Origin of the sequence: Hyphomonas sp. L-53-1-40, from assembly GCF_000682775.1 — a bacterium.
Classification (GTDB): domain Bacteria; phylum Pseudomonadota; class Alphaproteobacteria; order Caulobacterales; family Hyphomonadaceae; genus Hyphomonas.
The window spans coordinates 822,246-839,781 of record NZ_AWFI01000001.1; the positions used below are offsets into that span (position 1 = coordinate 822,246).

Here is a 17,536-nt window from a genome sequence, read left to right on the forward strand (position 1 = left end):
TTTCCTCATGGTCGTTTTTCAGGATGTTTCCCGAAATACCGCTCAGTGTAAAACAGTGCCGCCGCGTGAAGGCCGTGTTGGGTCTCGAATGCTTCGTATTCTAGGAAATCCTTGTAAGGCATCTCGACGACCTCGATTTCCTCGTTTGCGTCAAGAGACTGAGCGTCTGTCTTCTGGCAGCCTGTGGCCAAAAAATAATGAAGCTGATTATCCTGGATTGCCGGGTTCGGATAGCAGGTGCCAACGGGGATCAACTCGCGCGCAGTGTAGCCGGTCTCTTCGCGTAGTTCCCTCCGGGCTGCGACTTCCGGATCGGCTTCCCCAGGATCGAGGACGCCGCCGGGTATGCCCAGAAGGACGATTTCGCCGGCGTGCCGATACTCGCGGATCAGTACGATGTTTCCTTCATCTGTGATTGGGATAATCGTTGCCCAGTCTGTAAATTCCAAGACATGATAGGCGGGCACTACATGGCCATCTTCGCGTTGGCAGACATCCGTGCGCACCGAAAGGAAGTCGTCTTTGTAGGTTTGACGGCTTTCCACGATTTTCCAGGGTTTGATCATTCTGATGCTCTCTTCAGTTTGCGGTCCAAAAAGGCCATACGCGTTCGCATTAGGTGGCGTTGCAGCGCTTCTCCCCGAATGCCGTGGCGTTGGCCCGGATAGGTCATCAACTCAAACGGTTTGCCCAATTCCTGAAGTTTGGCCATCAGACGTGTGGCATTGTCGAAGGTGACGTTGTCGTCTGCCATGCCGTGAATGAGGAGGAGGGGGGTCGAAAGCGCGTCGAGTTTTGGAAAAACACTGGAGGCATTATAGCCGCCGGGGTTGTTTTGCGGCGTCCCCATATACCGCTCCGTGTAGAATGTATCATAGAGGCTCCAGTCTGTAACCGCAGCTCCCGCGATAGCGCAGGCGAATGTATCGGCAGGTGCCTGCAGAATGGTCATCAGTGTCATGTACCCACCATAAGACCATCCCTGAATGGCAATTTTTCCGGGGTCGACAAATGGTTGTGCCTTGAGCCAGTCCACGCCCTTCACCTGATCGCTGACCTCATGCAGGCCGGTGCGATGATGGATCACATCCTCAAACTTCTTGCCGCGATTCCAACTGCCCCGATTATCGAGCCTGAAGACGACGTATCCCTGCCGGGCGAGATACTGGTCGGACAGACTACCCCAGCTGTTCGTTACAGTTTGGACGTGTGGTCCACCATAAACTTCCACAATGGCCGGATAGCGTTTCCTTGCATCGAAGCCGGGTGGTTTCAGTAGGGAATAGTGTAGAATCTGGCCGTCATCAGCCGTCAGAACTCCGAACTCCGGTGTGGCGTGATCCGGCAGGAAGGGGCGATAGGGATGGTCTTCGTTGAGCGCATTCTCGGAAATCCAGGCAATCAAACTGCCGTCAGAAGCGTACAGGCCGGTTTGAGGAGGTTGGCTCGGGCATGACGATGTTCCGACGAAGGATCGCCCGTCTGGTGCCATCGTGATGGACCATGTCTGGCCGATGGGGGTGATGCGCTCGACCTCTGGCTGAGTCGACGGACCAGGAGGTGCTGGTTTGCCACAATAGAGGTGGCACTCAAGCGACGTATCCAGAAACCCTGTGAAGAGTATTTCGGATATGTCGGCTTTTACATGCTGCAGCTTGTCGACAACCCAGTCACCACCGATCAGTTGCCCGGGGTGAGTTGTCGACGGCGGCAACAAACTGATTTGGCGGTACCCACGAGATTCTTCCGTCAGAACGATGCCTGTAGCCCCCAAGCTCACGAAATCGGAAGACAGATTGATCCAATTGGGTTGCTCATCAAGCTGAGCGACGGTGGCCTCATAAAGGCGCAACCCTTTCTCGGAATGCTTGAAGGCCATGAATTCTACCATTTCGAGCTTTGTCTGAGCCCGATTGACGCGCTGGACGAAGAGGCTGTTCTCAGTCCAATTAGCCCGCGCGAGATACTGGTCGGTCGCGTGCCCCCAGTCATTTCGCCGCCAAGTAATCTCCGCGACAATGCCGGTTTCCACCTCCAGAACAAATAGATCCACAATGGCGTTGGGGCGGCCAGCGCGAGGATAGCGCTGCTCGATGACGGAAACCTTTTCCGCAGCGATGTCAAAGCGTGGCACGATGTCCACGGATGTTTCATCTACACGCGTATAGGCGATGTACTTATCGTCGGGGCTCCACCAATATCCGGTATATCGGCTCATCTCTTCCTGCGCGACAAATTCGGCGACGCCATACGACAGTGATTTCGACGGATCGGCTGGGGGTGATGCGCGTTTCTCGTCGCCCGTCGCAAGATCAATTATCCAGAGCGCCCCGTCCCGAATGAAGCTGGCATACGTGCCTTTGGGGGAGATGCGCGCATCATAGTTAAAGGCATCAGAATTGGTCAGTTGCCGAACCTGCGGACCGCTTTCGGTAAGGGTGACCAGATGCAGGGTTCCGCCCAGTGGGACGAGTATCGTCGTAGCTGTACCCCATGAGTAGTCGAGGATTCCTGTTCTCCCCGCAATTCGCTTACGCTCGCGTAGGGCTATTTCTTCCTCTGAGAGAACGATGTCTTCCGGTTCAAGTAATAGGGAATCCACTAGGAGGGACGGCACGCCCGTCTCAACGTCGTATTGCCAGAGATCGTGTCTTTGCTGGTCGTCGGGCCGTGGCTTCAGGAACGTCACCCGCGCGGCATCGGGCGAGTACTTGATGCCCAGTGTTGCCTGGCCAGTCAGGGAAGGCGACGCAAAGAGGCGATCCAGGGTCAATTCTGTCATATACGGCGTGTGTCCTGAGGAAAGTATTTTGCTATCGATCAAAGTGTGCCCTGAGTATCCGTGTTCATCACTTGCGAACGCAGATTCAGTGAATATCGGAAAGCAACCAGTCGCCAGAAGTAAACACTTATTTCAACTTTTGTGAGGCAGAAACTGCCAAAAGTCGCTATGCAAATAGTGGTTTATGCATATCGTGCACTTATGGCGGAAGGGGATGTTCTGTTCGAACAAGCGGTCGCCTTGCTACTCGATAGCGAGGGCGGAGAGAGCTTGATGAAATCCGCGGCGTTGATGCGCCGGGCTGCGGATTCCGGACATGCTGCGGCCGCCAACAATTTCGGTGCAATGCTACATCACGGGCGGGGTGTCCATCAGGACTTTGCCGCTGCCAGAGCCTATTATGCGCAGGCCGCAGAGGCTGACCTGCCACCCGCATTGTTCAATCTGGGGTTCATGAAGCTCCGTGGCCTTGGTGGCGAACGCAATGAAACGGATGCGCGCCGCTTGTTTGAGCAGGCCGCGCATTTGGGCGAAGTGAATGCAATGACATACCTCGGCGTCATGATGATGACGGGGGCTGGCGGTCCCAGGGAGTTCGAAACCGCGCAATCGTGGTGGGACAAGGGCGCAGAGCTTGGCGACAATCGCTGCGCATTCAATCTCGGAATTGCTCATGCTGGTGGGCATGGTCAGGACCAGCCTGATTTTGTTGAAGCCTGGCGGTGGTTCAGTCGCGCTCAGGACATGGGCAATCGTAGCGCCGAGACAGAACTCGAGCGCCTCGAAAGTGTGCTGACCGACGACGAGCGCAAACGCATCGAAGGCTAATCGAGCGTTTGGTGAAGGGGGAGGTTTCTGGCCAAGCGAGGTTTGCCAGAGACGTTTCTCAGAACAGGTTGCGCATACCCGCTTGATTTTCAGCCACGTCTGCGTAACTGAGGCGACATATTCCCCCAAAGTTTCAGGAGACGCTTTTAATGGCCGGTCCCCAAATCGTATTCCAAATGCAAGGCCTGACCAAGGCATACGCCGGTGGCAAGAAGGTGTTCGAGAACATTCACCTGAATTTCCTGCCGGATGCCAAGATTGGTGTGGTCGGCGTCAACGGGTCTGGTAAGTCCACGCTGCTGCGTATCATGGCGGGTGAAGACAAGGACTTTCAAGGCGAAGCTTGGGCGGCTGATGGCGTGAAAGTCGGTTATCTGCCGCAGGAACCGAAACTCGACCCCAAGCTTAGCGTGTTCGACAACGTCGCTTCAAAATGCCCTGAAAAGCAGATGCTGGACGAGTTCAACACAATTTCAGAAAAGCTTGGCGAAGACTATTCTGACGAGTTGATGGAACAGATGACGGCGCTGCAAGAGAAAATTGATGCGGCAGATGCATGGGACATCGACTCCAAGATTTCGATGGCGATGAACGCGTTGCGCTGCCCCGACGATGACGCCGATGTGGAAAGCCTGTCAGGCGGCGAGGTCCGCCGCGTAGCGATTTGCCAGCTGCTTCTTTCGAAGCCTGACATGATCCTGATGGATGAACCGACCAACCATCTCGACGCCGAAACCGTCGCGTGGCTGCAGAATTATCTGATCAACTTCCCGGGCTGTGTGATCCTCGTGACCCACGACCGCTACTTCCTTGATGATATTACGAGTTGGATCCTCGAACTCGACCGTGGACGCGGTGTTCCCTTCCAAGGCAACTATTCCGGTTGGGTCGAGCAAAAAGCCAAGCGCATGGAGCAGGAGGCGCGTGAAGAATCCGGTCGCAAACGCACTTTGGCAAAGGAGCTTGAGTGGGTTCGTTCTGGTCAGAAGGCGCGCCAGGCAAAATCCAAGGCGCGTATCAACGCCTATGAGGAAATGGCATCGCAGGCTGAGCGCGAGAAGGTCATGACCGCGCAAATCCGGATTCCCCCTGGCCCGCGCCTTGGTGGAGTCGTTCTGGAGGCGGAAGGGCTGCGAAAGGCATTCGGCGACAATCTCCTGATCGAAAACTTGGACTTCAAATTGCCCCCTGGCGGCATTGTTGGTGTCATCGGCCCGAATGGTGCGGGTAAGTCGACGCTTTTCAAGATGATCCTTGAGCAGGAGAAGCCTGATGAAGGTAGCCTGCGCATCGGGGATACGGTGAAGATTGGTTACGTTGACCAGAGCCGTGACAAACTCGATTCCGACAAGAATGTCTGGGAGGAAATTTCCGGGGGGACGGATGTCATCGATTTGGGTGGTGTTGAAGTCATGTCGCGCGCATACGTCGGCGCGTTCAACTTCAAGGGCACAGATCAGCAGAAAAAAGTCGGGCTCCTGTCTGGGGGTGAGCGCAATCGCGTCCATCTCGCCAAGATGCTCAAGGGTAGCCATAATTTGCTTCTGCTAGATGAACCGACCAACGATCTCGACGTGGAAACCTTGCAGGCGCTCGAAGAAGGCCTCGACAATTTTCCCGGCTGCGCCGTGATCATTTCGCACGATCGCTGGTTCCTGGACCGTATGGCAACGCATATTCTCGCATTCGAGGGCGACTCCCATGTTGAATGGTTCGAGGGAGATTTTTCTTCCTACCTTGAAGACAAGAAGCGCCGTTTGGGCGAGGATGCTGTTAATCCCAAGCGTCTGAAATTCAAGAAATTTGCCCGCTGACGGACAACAGTTTGGCCCGTTGGAAGGCGGGCCTTACTTGACGCCCCACACCAAAAGTGAAGTGTCGTCGCATAACTGACAAGCGTTTGCTTTCCGCGTAGTCATAAGTGTGATCGAATTTTGGTGTAAATTCGAATTTTGTTAATATTCGTTAACGAGATGCTTGCGTGTCGTCATTCCTTTGCCGATAAGAGCCTCACCCTTTAAGGGGTGGGGACGGAATGTGCGTCTATGCTCAACCTGAGCATTGAAGCGCATGGCTATGTGGGAATGTTCGACGATGATCCAGACCGGCGAACCAAGGGAAAAGACTGCGGCTGACGCAATCGTCATCGGGGCTATGCGGGCCGGAACGACAGCCCTGTACCGGGTGTTCCTTGAAAGCGGTCTTGTGGCCGTGCCGGAATGCAAGGAAACGGACTTTTATCTTTCGAAAGAAAATTTCGCGCGAGGTCTGGGCTGGTATCGCAGACAGTTTGGCAATTCGGACCTTCCTTGGGTGGATTTTTGTCCGAACTACACAAAGCGGGACATGTTTCCAGGCGCACCGGCGCGAACCTATGAAAATGCTCCGAACTCGAAGCTGATCTTTATCGCTCGGGATCCCGTTGCGCGGGCAGAGTCCCAGTACAGGCATACATTCATGCATTCTGCATCTCTGGCTGAGCCGGCTGATGTGTTCGACACGAGTGAGGGTGAGCACATACTGATGGTCAGCAAATATGCGTACCAGTTGGAGCCCTATTTTGAGTACTGGTCAAAAGACGATATTTTAATCGTGGATTTCAACGATCTGCTTGGCAATTCTTCCTCCGTGTTCAAGCGTATTGCAGAGCATATCGGTCTGGCACCTTCGGCCGTCGAACATTTGAGCAATCTACCCGAGGCTAATTCTGGAGATGAAATTCGCAAAATGCCTCGTTGGTGGGGCCAGATGCGGGATACTGGTATGGGAAGGTATGTCCGTTCGCACACGCCGCGGGTCCTGATCGACTCCTTGCGTGCAGCAGTCAAAACGAAGAAACCCGTCGAAGTTCCAGAATTCGACGATAGAATTCGTTCGAGTTTGGCGCAGAAGCTGAAGACTGATGCGAGTCGCTTTCGGGAGATAACTGGAAAGCCTTTCCGCAACTGGACTGTGTAAGCCGCGTGTAAAAAGCCCCCGACCGGTCATCTGGCGGGGGCTCTGTATCTTTGGCTGATTTCAAACGACTAGCTTCGCTTTTCGGTTTCGAGCTTGCGCTTCATGCTTTCAATCTTGTCAATCAAGGCCTCGGCCGACCCGTTCGAGCGGTCTAGCAATGCGAGGAATTGTGCACGCTGTTCGATTGCGAGCCAGATCAGATTGCCGTCCAGATTCAGGGCGACATCTACGACTTGATATTTGCCGTCTCGGGTCAGAACGCGCCACCGCACATCCATGTCCTTGCCGTCTTGACGCTTGATCACCGTGTTGACGATCGAATCGGTCGGAGATCGATCCACCGAATCCTTCACGATTACGGCTTCTCCGCGATAAGCGTCGAGCTCATTCTCATAAACTGCGAGTGCATACTCCCGAAAAATTTTCCGGTAGCGAGCTAACTCATCTTCGTTGAACCGGCGCGCATACTTGCCAATGGCAAAGTTTGACACCGCAGTCATGTCGGTGAACTCATCCATGTAAGTATTGAATTTTTCTGTACGCTCTTCTGCGTCCAGGGACGGATCGTTCAGCGACGCCAACACGTCACTGGCGTTCCCCTGAACATAGGATTCTGTCTTTGCGTCTGCGTAGCTGGTCGGGGCAAGCATCAACATTGCAGCACCAGCCAATGCAAAATATCGGTAGTCGCGTTTCACATTTTCGCTCCTGTTGGTGGTCATCACGCCCCGGACCTACTCTTCAAATTCGTCAAAATCAGGGAGATCCTCGTAAGCATCTTCCTCGTCTATGCGACCATTACGTATTTCTGCCTGACGCTGGGATGAATAAAGTCTCCGCAAAGCGACGTAAGGCTCTGGCTGGGCGTTCAGTTGTTCCAGCGCATCATCAAGGGCGACGCGGGCGTTCAGCCCTCCGAGAATTCCACGGCCCAGTGCAATGTGATCATCGAGGTCGGGATTGTTATCGAATTCTGTCCAGACGAGCGGGTCTAGCGCACGATCCACACCGCTGCCGAACAGGTCACGCGGCGTTGTTGGTCCCATCAGGGGCAGGATCAGGAAGGGGCCGCTATCGACACCCCACACAGCAAGGGTTTGTCCGAAATCCTCATTGTGCTTCTCAATACCGGTATACTCGGCAACGTCCCAAAGTCCGGCGATGCCGAGCGTCGAGTTCAGAAAAAATCGAGCGAATGTTTCGCTAGCGCGATCACTCTCGCCCTGAAGGACATCGTTCACAAAGATCACTGGAGACTTCAAGTTGTGAAGGAAGTCGCTTAGTCGGTCCCGACCGTACTCAGGGGTCACCGTCTCATACACGTCGGCTGCGGGGCCAAGCGCATACTTGTCTACGCCACTATTGAAGGCGAACATCTGGCGATTGAAGCCCTCATATGGGTCGCGAACAGCGCCAGATTCGACGTTTTGTGTGGACGCACAGGCTCCTAGCCCTATGGCAAGAACCGCAGCAAAGAGTCGCTGTGTCATGTGTGGATAACCCCGTTGTGGAAGCCGGTAGATGGTAGTTAAGCGTTGGCGCTTCAACTCTCAATCTCTACCCAAACACGCATAGGTGATATTTCTGTAAAGCTGTGTTGCAAAAACATATAAATCAATGTTTATATCATTAAATGACTTCACGGCTGTCATCCATGATTGAGGCTCTGCGCGCAGCAGGGGAGCCCACCCGTTTGAGGGTGTTGGCCCTGTTGCGCCAGCGGGACCTGTCGGTCGGGGAACTGGTGCAGGTATTGGAGCAGTCCCAGCCTCGCCTGTCTCACCACCTGAAGGCGCTCACGGCTGCAGGTTTGGTTGAGCGTTTGCCTGAAGGTTCATTTGTCTTCTATCGCGCTTCAACCGGGTCGTATGGAAAAGCATTTCTGGATTCCTTGTTTGCGCAACTGGATCGAGACGAGCCGGAACTGGCTCGTGATGCAGTGCGTCTCGACGAAGTGAGCGCTGCACGTGCGGAATCAGCAGAAGCTTACTTCTCAAACATCGCTGAGACGTGGGACCGTTTGCGGTCTCTTCACTATCCCAACGATCTGATCGAGGGGGCTCTAGTCGAACTCGCGGGGAAGGGGCCATTTGGGCGCGTCCTGGATTTCGGAACCGGTACCGGACGTATGCTGAGCCTGTTTGCACCTTTGGCCGAGGAAGCAGAGGGAATTGACCTAAGTCACCATATGCTCACTGTCGCGCGGGCAAATCTGGAACAGCAAGGCGTACAAGGCGCTCGCGTGCGTCAGGGGAATGTGACAGCTGTACCGTTTGACGACAACTCTGCTGATTTGGTGATTATTCACCAGGTTCTTCACTATATGGACGCGCCAAATCGGGCGATCGCGGAGGCGAGCCGTGTGCTGAAGCCCGGCGGTCAACTACTGATCGTGGATTTCGCACCGCATGATCTGGAGTTTTTGCGTGCCGAGTATGGCCATCATCGATTGGGTATGGCGCACGAAGCTATGGCTGTGTGGTCTGCAGACGTGGGTCTCTACCTCTTCGAGCCGCGGTCCTTTGCGCCTCCAGAAGGTGAACAGGATGGTCTTACCGTAAACATCTGGAAGGCGGTCAAGTCCGCCAAACCCAAGGAACATGTCGCATGAGCTCGCTCGTTACCCCTCGTCAGGCAGGTTCTCCGTCTGTTTCATTCGAGTTTTTTCCGCCGAAATCCGAAGCGATGGCTGATCGCCTGTGGGAAACGGTTGAGCGCCTCGAGCCGATGACTCCGAATTTTGTTTCCGTCACTTATGGCGCCGGGGGATCTACGCGTGAGCGCACCCACGACACTGTTCGCCGGATTGCTCAACAGACTCATTTGCGACCTGCCGGTCACTTGACGTGCGTCAGCGCAACCAAGGATGAAGTGCTGTCCGTAGCAGAAGATTACTGGGATGCCGGGGTAAGGCATATCGTTGCTCTTCGCGGTGACCCACCGAGCGGCATGGGCGAGAAATTCGAACAGCATCCCGGAGGGTTCCGGGATTCAATTGATTTGATTGAAGGCATTCGTGCCCATCGCCCCGATCTCGGTCGCTGTTTCGAGATTTCTGTGTCCTGTTATCCTGAGCTTCATCCTGAGAGTCAGGGTTGGGATGCGGAAATCGCGTTTCTGAAAGCGAAACAGGATGCAGGTGCGGATCGCGCAATCACGCAGTTCTTCTTTGAGCCGGATATCTATGTGAACTTTCTGGAAAAGGCTCGCGCAGGTGGCGTCACAATGCCGATTGTGCCTGGCATCATGTTGCAACCGAATTTCAAGGGCTTGAAGCGCATTTCAAACCTGTGTGGCGCGTCACTGCCGGCCTGGTTGCATGAGCTTTATGATGGCCTCGAGGAGGACCAGGAAACGCGCGAATTGGTTACGGCCAATGTTGCGGCGGACCTTTGTCGGAAATTGTCCGATGAGGGGGTCTCCGATTTTCATTTTTACACGCTGAACCGGGCTGGGTTGGCTTTGTCCACCTGTCGCCTGCTTGGACTGAAACCCAAACCAGTTGAGGCCGCTTGAGCCATGAACAGACAAGATCGCATCAGCGCCCTGAAGGCAGCCGCCAAGGAACGAATTCTCATTCTCGATGGGTCGTGGGGGGTCATGATTCAGAGACGTGGCCTAGAAGAGGGAGATTATCGAGGGACGCGGTTCAGCGAGTCTGATTATCCCGGCCAGATGAAAGGAAACAATGATATCTTGTGCCTGACGCGGCCGGATATCGTCACGGACCTTCACGATGCCTATTACGGAGCGGGGGCCGACATTTCCGAGACCAACACGTTCAGCGCAACGGTCATCGCGCAGGATGACTACAAGCTGGACCCGCAATCGGTCTGGGACATCAACCTTGAGGGCGCAAAGCTGGGCCGGGTCGCAGCGGATGCATGGACCGCAAAGACCCCTGACAAACCACGATTCCTCGCCGGCTCCATCGGGCCTCTAAACAAGATGTTGTCCATGTCATCGGATGTGAACGATCCAGGCGCTCGGTCTGTGACCTTTGATGAGGTCTATGAAGCCTATCGCCAACAAATCCGTGCGCTGAACGAGGGAGGGGTCGATCTCTACCTGATTGAGACGATTACAGACACTCTGAATTGCAAGGCGGCGATAAAGGCGATCATGGACCTTGAAGAAGAGGGCATGGACCAACTGCCCATCTGGATTTCCGGCACGATTACTGACCGGTCTGGTCGTACACTGTCCGGCCAGACGGTCGAGGCGTTCTGGAACTCGGTACGTCACGCGAAGCCTTTTGCTATCGGATTCAATTGTGCGCTTGGCGCTGATTTGATGAGGCCACATATTGCGGCTCTGTCACGTGTGGCGGACACACTTGTCGCAGCCTATCCGAATGCCGGCCTGCCGAATGAGATGGGCCAATACGACGAGCAGCCGGAAGAGACCTCCAATTCGGTTGGTGGTTGGGCAAAGGATGGTCTTGTGAACATTCTGGGTGGTTGCTGTGGTACGACCCCGGAACATATCGCGGCGATCGCCAATGCAGTTGACGGCATAAAGCCACGTGACCCAGCGCCGAGCAAACACACCATGCGCCTGTCGGGGCTGGAGCCATTCGAGGTGGCTTCATGACGGCCAGAGCCGTTGAGGCCGGAGACCTTTTCGTTTTCTATGGACTGCTCAAGCAGGGGGCGGCTGGGCAACCCGCCGATCTGCCGCTGGATCGCGCGGGCGTCTTCGGTGCTCCTTGCCGTTTTCGGGGACGGATGATCGATCTTGGAGGCTTTCCGGGCGTTGTTGAGGGCAATGAGCTTTGCCATGGTGTCCGTTGGCGGATCAGCGATACGGCGATCATGCCAGCAATGGATGCCTTCGAGGACGTAACCAGTGACCCGGTGACGAGTCATTATTTGCGCAAGAGAGTTCCCCTGATGGATGACACCGGGGCTGAGTCGGGCGAAGCCGCCTGGATATATTGGTACAATCGTTCTGTAGATGGGTTTCCCTCTGTGGCCGATGGCAACTGGCCGCTAGGCGCCGGGAAAACGAGAAAATGACAATTGCAGCTTCCCAATCTTTCGTGAATATTGGTGAACGTACCAATGTGACCGGTTCAGCGCGTTTCCGGAAAATGATCACCGAGGGCCGATACGCGGATGCCGTTGAGGTCGCGCGACAGCAGGTCGAGAGCGGCGCGCAGGTGATCGACGTAAACATGGATGAAGGCATGCTGGATGGCGCCGAGGCCATGCGCACCTTTCTGAACCTGATCGCCGCCGAGCCGGACATTGCCCGTGTCCCGGTCATGATCGACTCTTCCAAATGGGAGGTGATCGAGGCTGGCCTGAAATGCGTGCAGGGCAAGGCTATCGTCAATTCCATTTCCATGAAGGAAGGCGAAGAGACGTTCCGGAAGCAGGCGCGAGCCTGCCTGGCTTACGGCGCCGCTGTCGTGGTCATGGCCTTTGATGAGGTTGGTCAGGCCGACACCAAAGACCGCAAGGTCGAGATCTGCCAGCGTGCTTTCAGAATTCTCACTGAAGAAGTCGGCTTTCCCGCTGAAGACATCATCTTCGACCCGAACGTGTTTGCCGTCGCTACTGGTATCGAGGAGCACAACAACTATGCCGTGGACTTTATAGAAGCGACGCGCGTAATCCGCGAGACTTGTCCGGGGTGCCACATATCCGGCGGCCTCTCGAATGTCTCATTCAGCTTCCGGGGCAATGAGCCCGTTCGGCGCGCCATGCACTCGGTCTTTCTCTATCATGCCATTCCAGCGGGCATGGATATGGGCATCGTCAATGCCGGCCAGCTCGATATCTATGATGATATCGAGGCTGACCTTCGCGAGCGTGTCGAAGACGTAATTCTGAATCGTCGCGAAGATGCCACCGAACGGCTGATCGAGATCGCCGAGGGCTTCAAGGGCCAGAAAGGAAAGGCGACCGAGAAGGATCTGTCCTGGCGCGAGGCGCCTGTCGCGAAGCGTCTCGAGTATGCGCTCGTCCACGGTATTACCGAATACATTGATGCGGATACCGAGGAAGCGCGCCAATCGGTCGAGCGTCCGCTGCATGTCATCGAAGGCCCCCTGATGGACGGGATGAATGTCGTTGGCGACCTGTTCGGCTCTGGCAAGATGTTCCTGCCGCAAGTGGTGAAGTCCGCTCGCGTCATGAAACAGGCTGTCGCTTGGCTCGAACCTTACATGGAAGAGGAGAAGCAGCGGCTTGGCACTGTGGATGTTTCGAATGGCAAGGTTCTGATGGCGACTGTGAAGGGAGATGTTCACGACATCGGCAAGAATATTGTGGGCGTGGTTCTGGCCTGCAACGGTTATGAGATCCTGGATCTTGGTGTCATGGTGGCCGCAGAAACCATTCTGGATACTGCCGAAAAAGAGGGTGTCGATATCATCGGGCTTTCAGGCCTGATTACACCAAGTCTTGATGAGATGGTCTATGTCGCTTCCGAAATGGAACGGCGTGGTATGAAACAGCCACTCCTGATTGGTGGTGCTACGACCAGTCCCGCTCATACGGCGGTCAAGATTGATCCGGTCATCCGAACAGCCCCCGTTGTGCATGTGTCCGATGCGAGCCGTGCCGTCGGCGTCGTCAGCACGCTATTGAGCGAAGACGACAAACCGGCCTTTGTAACGCAGACCAAAGCACGCTATGAGCGGATGCGCGAAGCGCGCGCGGGCGGTCCGCCGAAACCGCGACTGCCGATAGGTCAGGCGCGCGAAGCCAAGCTCAAACTAGATTGGAAAACTTACACGCCGCCACAGCCAACATTTGAGGGCGTGCGGACTTTTGAAGATTTCGATCTCGCGACGTTGGCGCGCTATATCGATTGGACTCCCTATTTTTCGGCATGGGACCTGGCGGGTCAGTATCCCCAGATATTGGAAGACAAGATTGTCGGCGAGGCTGCGACCGGCCTTTGGAATGACACTCAAGCCATGATGCAACAACTCGTCGGGGAAGCGTGGTTGAAGCCTAAAGCTGTGGTGGGCTTTTGGAGGGCAAATTCTGATGGCGATGATATTTGCCTCGATTCAGGGGATGTCTTTCATACGCTTCGCCAGCAAATGGTGAAGGATAATTCCCGCGCCAACTTCGCATTGTCCGACTTTGTTGCACCGGAAGGCGATGATTGGATTGGGGGGTTCTGTGTGACTTCAGGTCCGCAGGCGGAGGAAATTGCGCAAGACTTCATTAAAAGAGGCGACGATTATTCCTCGATTATGATCAAGGCGCTGGCGGACCGGTTCGCGGAGGCGATGGCGGAGTATATGCATGAGCGTGTTCGCAAGGAATTGTGGGCTTATGCTCCCGATGAAGACCTGTCCAATGCGGAGCTAGTCAAGGAGAAATATCGCGGCATCAGACCGGCTCCCGGTTATCCGAGCCAGCCGGAACACACTGAGAAGGAAGCCCTGTTTCGGTTGCTCGAGCCAGAGGCGCGCATAGGTGTCTCGCTGACCAGCAGTTTCGCGATGACGCCTGCAGCCAGTGTTTCGGGGCTCTACTTCGCGCACCCCGCCAGCGTATATTTCGCGGTCGGACGAATCGAAAAAGACCAGGTCGAAGATTACGCACGGCGCAAGGGGTGGGAGACGCGTAAGGCGGAGCGTTGGCTTGCGCCGATTCTCAACTATGATCCGTTTGCGGTCGACTAGTCGGTGAGGTAGGGGGTGGCTTCGACCAGTTCGAAGCCGGGCGTTTCCTGCGCGAAGTGGCGCAGCCAATAGTTGTGTCCTGATCCGTATACGATGAGGATCCGGTCTCCTGGTTCTGCAATTTCGGTGATGTTCGCGAAGATTTCGGCATTGCGAGCATACCAGCCATAGTTCAGAACGGCACCCGCAGCATCTTCGATATCCGACATGTCGAGCAGGCCATAGTAAAAGTCTGAATGCATGGTGCGGATCACAGCCGGGTCATTCTGTCGGGCCAGCAATTCTGCGATGGGGGTTGAGGCCTGGTCTTGCATGAGGACTTCGGCTTGGGTCTTGATTGTGTCGATCAGACTGGTGATCTTGTCTTGCCGGCCCGTGCGTGCAGCAAAGGCTTCCACCCGATCGAAGGGAAAGTAGGCGATTTCACCATCCTGAGTGTCGACTGCGTAGACCCGGTCAGTTCCGGTCTCGTGCGCGATGCGGTAGCCGATCTGGACCCTCTCGTTGCGCGTTCGGGTCAAATCCTCGGGGACGAAGTCCACAAAGTTCGGGTCGAGCGCATCATCGGTCTGGCGGATGCGCTCCAGGGCGATGGCGGTGGGGCGAAACGCGGTCAGCCGCTCGGCCAGGTCTTGCAGTTCCGCCTGGCGGTGCGGCGCCAACACATCATCTGCATCCGTGTTCACCAGATCCAGGCCCGGATTTTCGAAATGATAGGTGCCGAGCACCATGACCTGGACAGGTTCGACCCGATCTTCGGCGGGCGGCGTTTCGGCTTGTGACAGGGGCACGGCGCAGGCGGCCAGGACAGACAGGGCCAAGAGGGCTGATTTCATGTTCGATTTCTCCTTTTGCATAGGAAGATGCATCGACTTGGTCGATTGGATGCACGCACATGAAGTTTTTGTGTATTGAGCGGGAGAGAAACAGATCGGCTGGCATACCCGAAGGGACTCGTATAGGACCGGTGTCAACCTTGTCATAGGAGGGCGGAATGACTGAAAATCGGCTAATTGGTGAGAACGCAAAGATTGTCGCAACACTCGGTCCGGGCAGTCGCTCGCCGAAGGAAGTTCTGGCATTGGCCTATGCAGGCGTTGACGTCTTCCGCTTGAACTTCAGCCATGGCGAGTACAGTGCACACAAAGATGCCCTGGATGCTGTGCGCGCCGCTGAAAAAGAAACGGGTCGTCCCCTCGCTACGCTGGGAGACCTGCAGGGGCCCAAAGTACGCGTCGGATCGCTGCCGGGTGGAGAGCTGCGACTTCGGTATCAGAAGGAATATGCGGTCGTTGCCGCTGAGACGACCGAGGCGGAAGATACCATTCCAGTACCGCACGCCGAGATTGTCGAAATCCTCGAAGAAGGCGACGTTATCCTGGTGGATGACGGCAAGCTGATGTTCACCGTAACTCAGGCAGGCAGCAAGCCGATGGTGCGAGCTGACGTGCCTGGCAAGTTGACCGACAAGAAGGGCTTCACAGTTCGCGGCAAAGCCCTGCCGGTTAGAGCGTTGACGGACAAGGACCGGGCTGACCTTGATTTCGCGCTCGAGATTGGCGTTGACTTGGTCGCCTTGTCCTTTGTGCAGACAGTCGAAGACATCGAAGAGGTGAAGGCCATTATCGCTGGTCGGGCACCGCTCGTTGCCAAACTCGAAAAGCCTGCCGCCATTTCAAACCTGGAGCCCATTGTTGCTGCGGCGGACGCCGTGATGGTCGCGAGGGGGGATCTCGGTGTCGAGTATGCGCCTGAAGACGTGCCGGTCATCCAGCGCCGGATTGTGCGCTGCGCGCGCGGATTGGGGCGGCCGGTAATTGTGGCGACGCAAATGCTGGAATCCATGATTGAGAATGCGGCCCCGACGCGCGCCGAAGCTTCCGATGTGGCCACAGCCATCTATCAAGGCGCAGACGCGGTCATGCTGTCAGGCGAGACCGCGGTCGGACGCCATCCCGCCACAACGGTGGCCATCATGTCCCGTATCATCCGTGCCACCGAGGGCGCTGAAGATTATCGGCGGTCTCTGGAACAATTTTCGGGAGACATACCTGCGCAAAGCGCAATTGATGTTGTTGCGGAGACGGCACAGGGTATGGCCGACGCAGAAGGTGCGACAGCGCTGGCCCTACGTACGGGCGCTTTTGATCGGCTTGCCCGGTTTGCCCGAGTCCGAGGAACTGCGCCGATTCTTTACGGGTCATTGGATGATCAGCGCTTGCGCACAGCCTGTTTGCTCTGGGGCGTGCATCCGCAAAGGCTGAACGCCGGAGCTGATTATTGGTATCGTGACCTGATGGACGCAGCGGGACTTGTGGGTCGCGTGGCCTATGCCCGATGGGCCGGCGATGCAGAAAGGTTCGCTTGGGAAGTTGGTGTCGGAAAAGGCCAGAACGGTGAGAAAATCACCGGCGTATGATCAATTGGCTTTGCTTGAACTCGTATGAGTAGAGTTCGCCAAGATAGGTCATCCCAAGCAGCGATTGTTCGAGGCCGTCCTTGAGGATCATGGCATCGACACGTTCGATTTCGACTTGGCCTATGCGAATATTATCCAGCGTGACAGCAGCGCCATATGTGATGCCGCCAGCGGTGCGAATTTCCCATTTGTAGTCCAGCGTTTCCGGTTTCAAACCAATCCGCTGAGCATCACGAAAGGTCAAGGCGACGGTACTGGCTCCGGTATCGACCATGAACTTGACCGCGGTTCCATGTACTTCGGCGCGGGTCCAGTAATGTCCGTCCGACTCACGATCAATGATGGCGGCGTCGGCAAAGTTTACAGATGTGCGCTTCTCGGATGGGGCTGGTGCCGGGTCAGGTCGCATAGTGGCAATGTCCGCCTGATGCTGCTCCAGCCTTGGGACGAGAAAGAAAGCGACAGTTGCGGAAATCAGCACAGCTGCGCCAAATCCAAATACGAGGGTCTTTCCTACGGACATCAAGAAATCCTAGCGTTTGCCGAGCGCTTCGAGCCGGGCGATCCGCTCGGGCAATTCGGCCATTATCCTCTCGCGTCCGTCTGTTCCCAATTTTACCCATCCCCCGATTTCCTTCAGTGATCGTGCGCAGCCGAGACAGAGTCCTGTCGAGGCGTCTACAGCGCACACTTTGATACAAGGGGATTTTATGGGTTGAGTGGTCATGTATTTAGGTTAGTCAGCTCACGAGAGGACACAAGTATCTCATGAACGAGGTAACAAAACCTTGTCGCAGTTAACATGTGTTGTCTGCTATAAGATGAAATCGATTTCAAATGCATTGGGAGCAACCTGCTTTGAGTGAGCCGGCACAACAAACTTCACCATTGGCGGATGCCA

16 protein-coding genes are annotated in these 17,536 nt (G+C 55.6%); 9 read left to right on the forward strand and 7 right to left on the reverse strand.

All coding sequences use genetic code 11. The annotated features are described in order from the left end of the window. Positions 1 to 5 precede the first annotated feature (5 nt). Complete coding sequence (locus L53_RS03855) at positions 6 to 566, reverse strand: NUDIX hydrolase (protein WP_051607534.1); 561 nt, start codon at positions 564 to 566, stop codon at positions 6 to 8. Continuing rightward, positions 563 to 2,782, reverse strand: coding sequence for a DPP IV N-terminal domain-containing protein (locus tag L53_RS03860; RefSeq protein WP_051607535.1), 2,220 nt, complete (start codon positions 2,780 to 2,782; stop codon positions 563 to 565). The genes L53_RS03855 and L53_RS03860 overlap by 4 nt, the downstream gene beginning before the upstream one ends. Before the next feature lie 168 nt (positions 2,783 to 2,950). Here L53_RS03860 and L53_RS03865 point away from each other — a divergent pair, with 168 nt between their 5' ends. The 3 genes from L53_RS03865 to L53_RS03875 all read left to right on the forward strand — a co-directional run bounded on the left by L53_RS03865 (position 2,951) and on the right by L53_RS03875 (position 6,568). Then, positions 2,951 to 3,610, forward strand: a complete 660-nt coding sequence (locus tag L53_RS03865) for a tetratricopeptide repeat protein (protein WP_084333020.1) — start codon at positions 2,951 to 2,953, stop codon at positions 3,608 to 3,610. A 149-nt stretch (positions 3,611 to 3,759) separates the two neighbouring features. After that, the gene (ettA, locus tag L53_RS03870) at positions 3,760 to 5,424 is read left to right on the forward strand and encodes an energy-dependent translational throttle protein EttA (protein ID WP_034811632.1); all 1,665 of its coding nucleotides are present in this window, start codon (positions 3,760 to 3,762) and stop codon (positions 5,422 to 5,424) included. A gap of 256 nt (positions 5,425 to 5,680) precedes the next feature. Then, the gene (locus L53_RS03875) at positions 5,681 to 6,568 is read left to right on the forward strand and encodes a sulfotransferase (protein ID WP_084333022.1); all 888 of its coding nucleotides are present in this window, start codon (positions 5,681 to 5,683) and stop codon (positions 6,566 to 6,568) included. Positions 6,569 to 6,636: 68 nt separating this feature from the next. Here the strand turns inward: L53_RS03875 and L53_RS03880 are convergent, their stop codons facing one another. Then, positions 6,637 to 7,266 carry a phospholipid-binding protein MlaC gene (locus tag L53_RS03880; RefSeq protein WP_034812161.1) on the reverse strand — a complete coding sequence of 210 codons (630 nt, stop codon included), beginning with the start codon at positions 7,264 to 7,266 and terminating at the stop codon, positions 6,637 to 6,639. A 36-nt stretch (positions 7,267 to 7,302) separates the two neighbouring features. After that, positions 7,303 to 8,058 carry a VacJ family lipoprotein gene (locus L53_RS03885; protein ID WP_034811636.1) on the reverse strand — a complete coding sequence of 252 codons (756 nt, stop codon included), beginning with the start codon at positions 8,056 to 8,058 and terminating at the stop codon, positions 7,303 to 7,305. A gap of 164 nt (positions 8,059 to 8,222) precedes the next feature. Here L53_RS03885 and L53_RS03890 point away from each other — a divergent pair, with 164 nt between their 5' ends. The 5 genes from L53_RS03890 to metH are packed head-to-tail and all read left to right on the forward strand — an operon-like array spanning position 8,223 to position 14,216. Beyond that, the gene (locus tag L53_RS03890; protein WP_233347533.1) at positions 8,223 to 9,179 is read left to right on the forward strand and encodes a metalloregulator ArsR/SmtB family transcription factor; all 957 of its coding nucleotides are present in this window, start codon (positions 8,223 to 8,225) and stop codon (positions 9,177 to 9,179) included. After that, positions 9,176 to 10,084 carry a methylenetetrahydrofolate reductase [NAD(P)H] gene (gene metF, locus L53_RS03895; protein ID WP_034811640.1) on the forward strand — a complete coding sequence of 303 codons (909 nt, stop codon included), beginning with the start codon at positions 9,176 to 9,178 and terminating at the stop codon, positions 10,082 to 10,084. The genes L53_RS03890 and metF overlap by 4 nt, the downstream gene beginning before the upstream one ends. A gap of 3 nt (positions 10,085 to 10,087) precedes the next feature. Further along, on the forward strand, positions 10,088 to 11,161 hold the full coding sequence (locus tag L53_RS03900) for a homocysteine S-methyltransferase family protein (RefSeq protein ID WP_034811642.1): 1,074 nt from the start codon (positions 10,088 to 10,090) through the stop codon (positions 11,159 to 11,161). Next, on the forward strand, positions 11,158 to 11,586 hold the full coding sequence (locus tag L53_RS03905; RefSeq protein ID WP_034811644.1) for a gamma-glutamylcyclotransferase: 429 nt from the start codon (positions 11,158 to 11,160) through the stop codon (positions 11,584 to 11,586). Before L53_RS03900 ends, L53_RS03905 begins: the two co-directional genes overlap by 4 nt. Then, on the forward strand, positions 11,583 to 14,216 hold the full coding sequence (metH, locus tag L53_RS03910; protein WP_051607536.1) for a methionine synthase: 2,634 nt from the start codon (positions 11,583 to 11,585) through the stop codon (positions 14,214 to 14,216). The genes L53_RS03905 and metH overlap by 4 nt, the downstream gene beginning before the upstream one ends. On the opposite strand, the gene L53_RS03915 is transcribed toward metH, so the two are convergent. Further along, entirely contained in the window at positions 14,213 to 15,052 is an 840-nt protein-coding gene (locus L53_RS03915) for a DUF5694 domain-containing protein (protein ID WP_034811646.1), read from the reverse strand. The two genes, metH and L53_RS03915, sit on opposite strands and share 4 nt — an antisense overlap. A 158-nt stretch (positions 15,053 to 15,210) precedes the next feature. Here L53_RS03915 and pyk point away from each other — a divergent pair, with 158 nt between their 5' ends. After that, positions 15,211 to 16,635 (forward strand): pyruvate kinase, encoded by a 1,425-nt coding sequence (pyk, locus tag L53_RS03920; RefSeq protein ID WP_034811648.1) that lies wholly within the window; start codon positions 15,211 to 15,213, stop codon positions 16,633 to 16,635. Here pyk and L53_RS03925 read toward each other — a convergent pair. Continuing rightward, complete coding sequence (locus L53_RS03925) at positions 16,622 to 17,158, reverse strand: TIGR02281 family clan AA aspartic protease (RefSeq protein WP_051607537.1); 537 nt, start codon at positions 17,156 to 17,158, stop codon at positions 16,622 to 16,624. The two genes, pyk and L53_RS03925, sit on opposite strands and share 14 nt — an antisense overlap. Positions 17,159 to 17,167: 9 nt before the next feature. Then, positions 17,168 to 17,362 (reverse strand): DUF1289 domain-containing protein, encoded by a 195-nt coding sequence (locus L53_RS16705; RefSeq protein WP_084333025.1) that lies wholly within the window; start codon positions 17,360 to 17,362, stop codon positions 17,168 to 17,170. Positions 17,363 to 17,536: the final 174 nt, after the last annotated feature.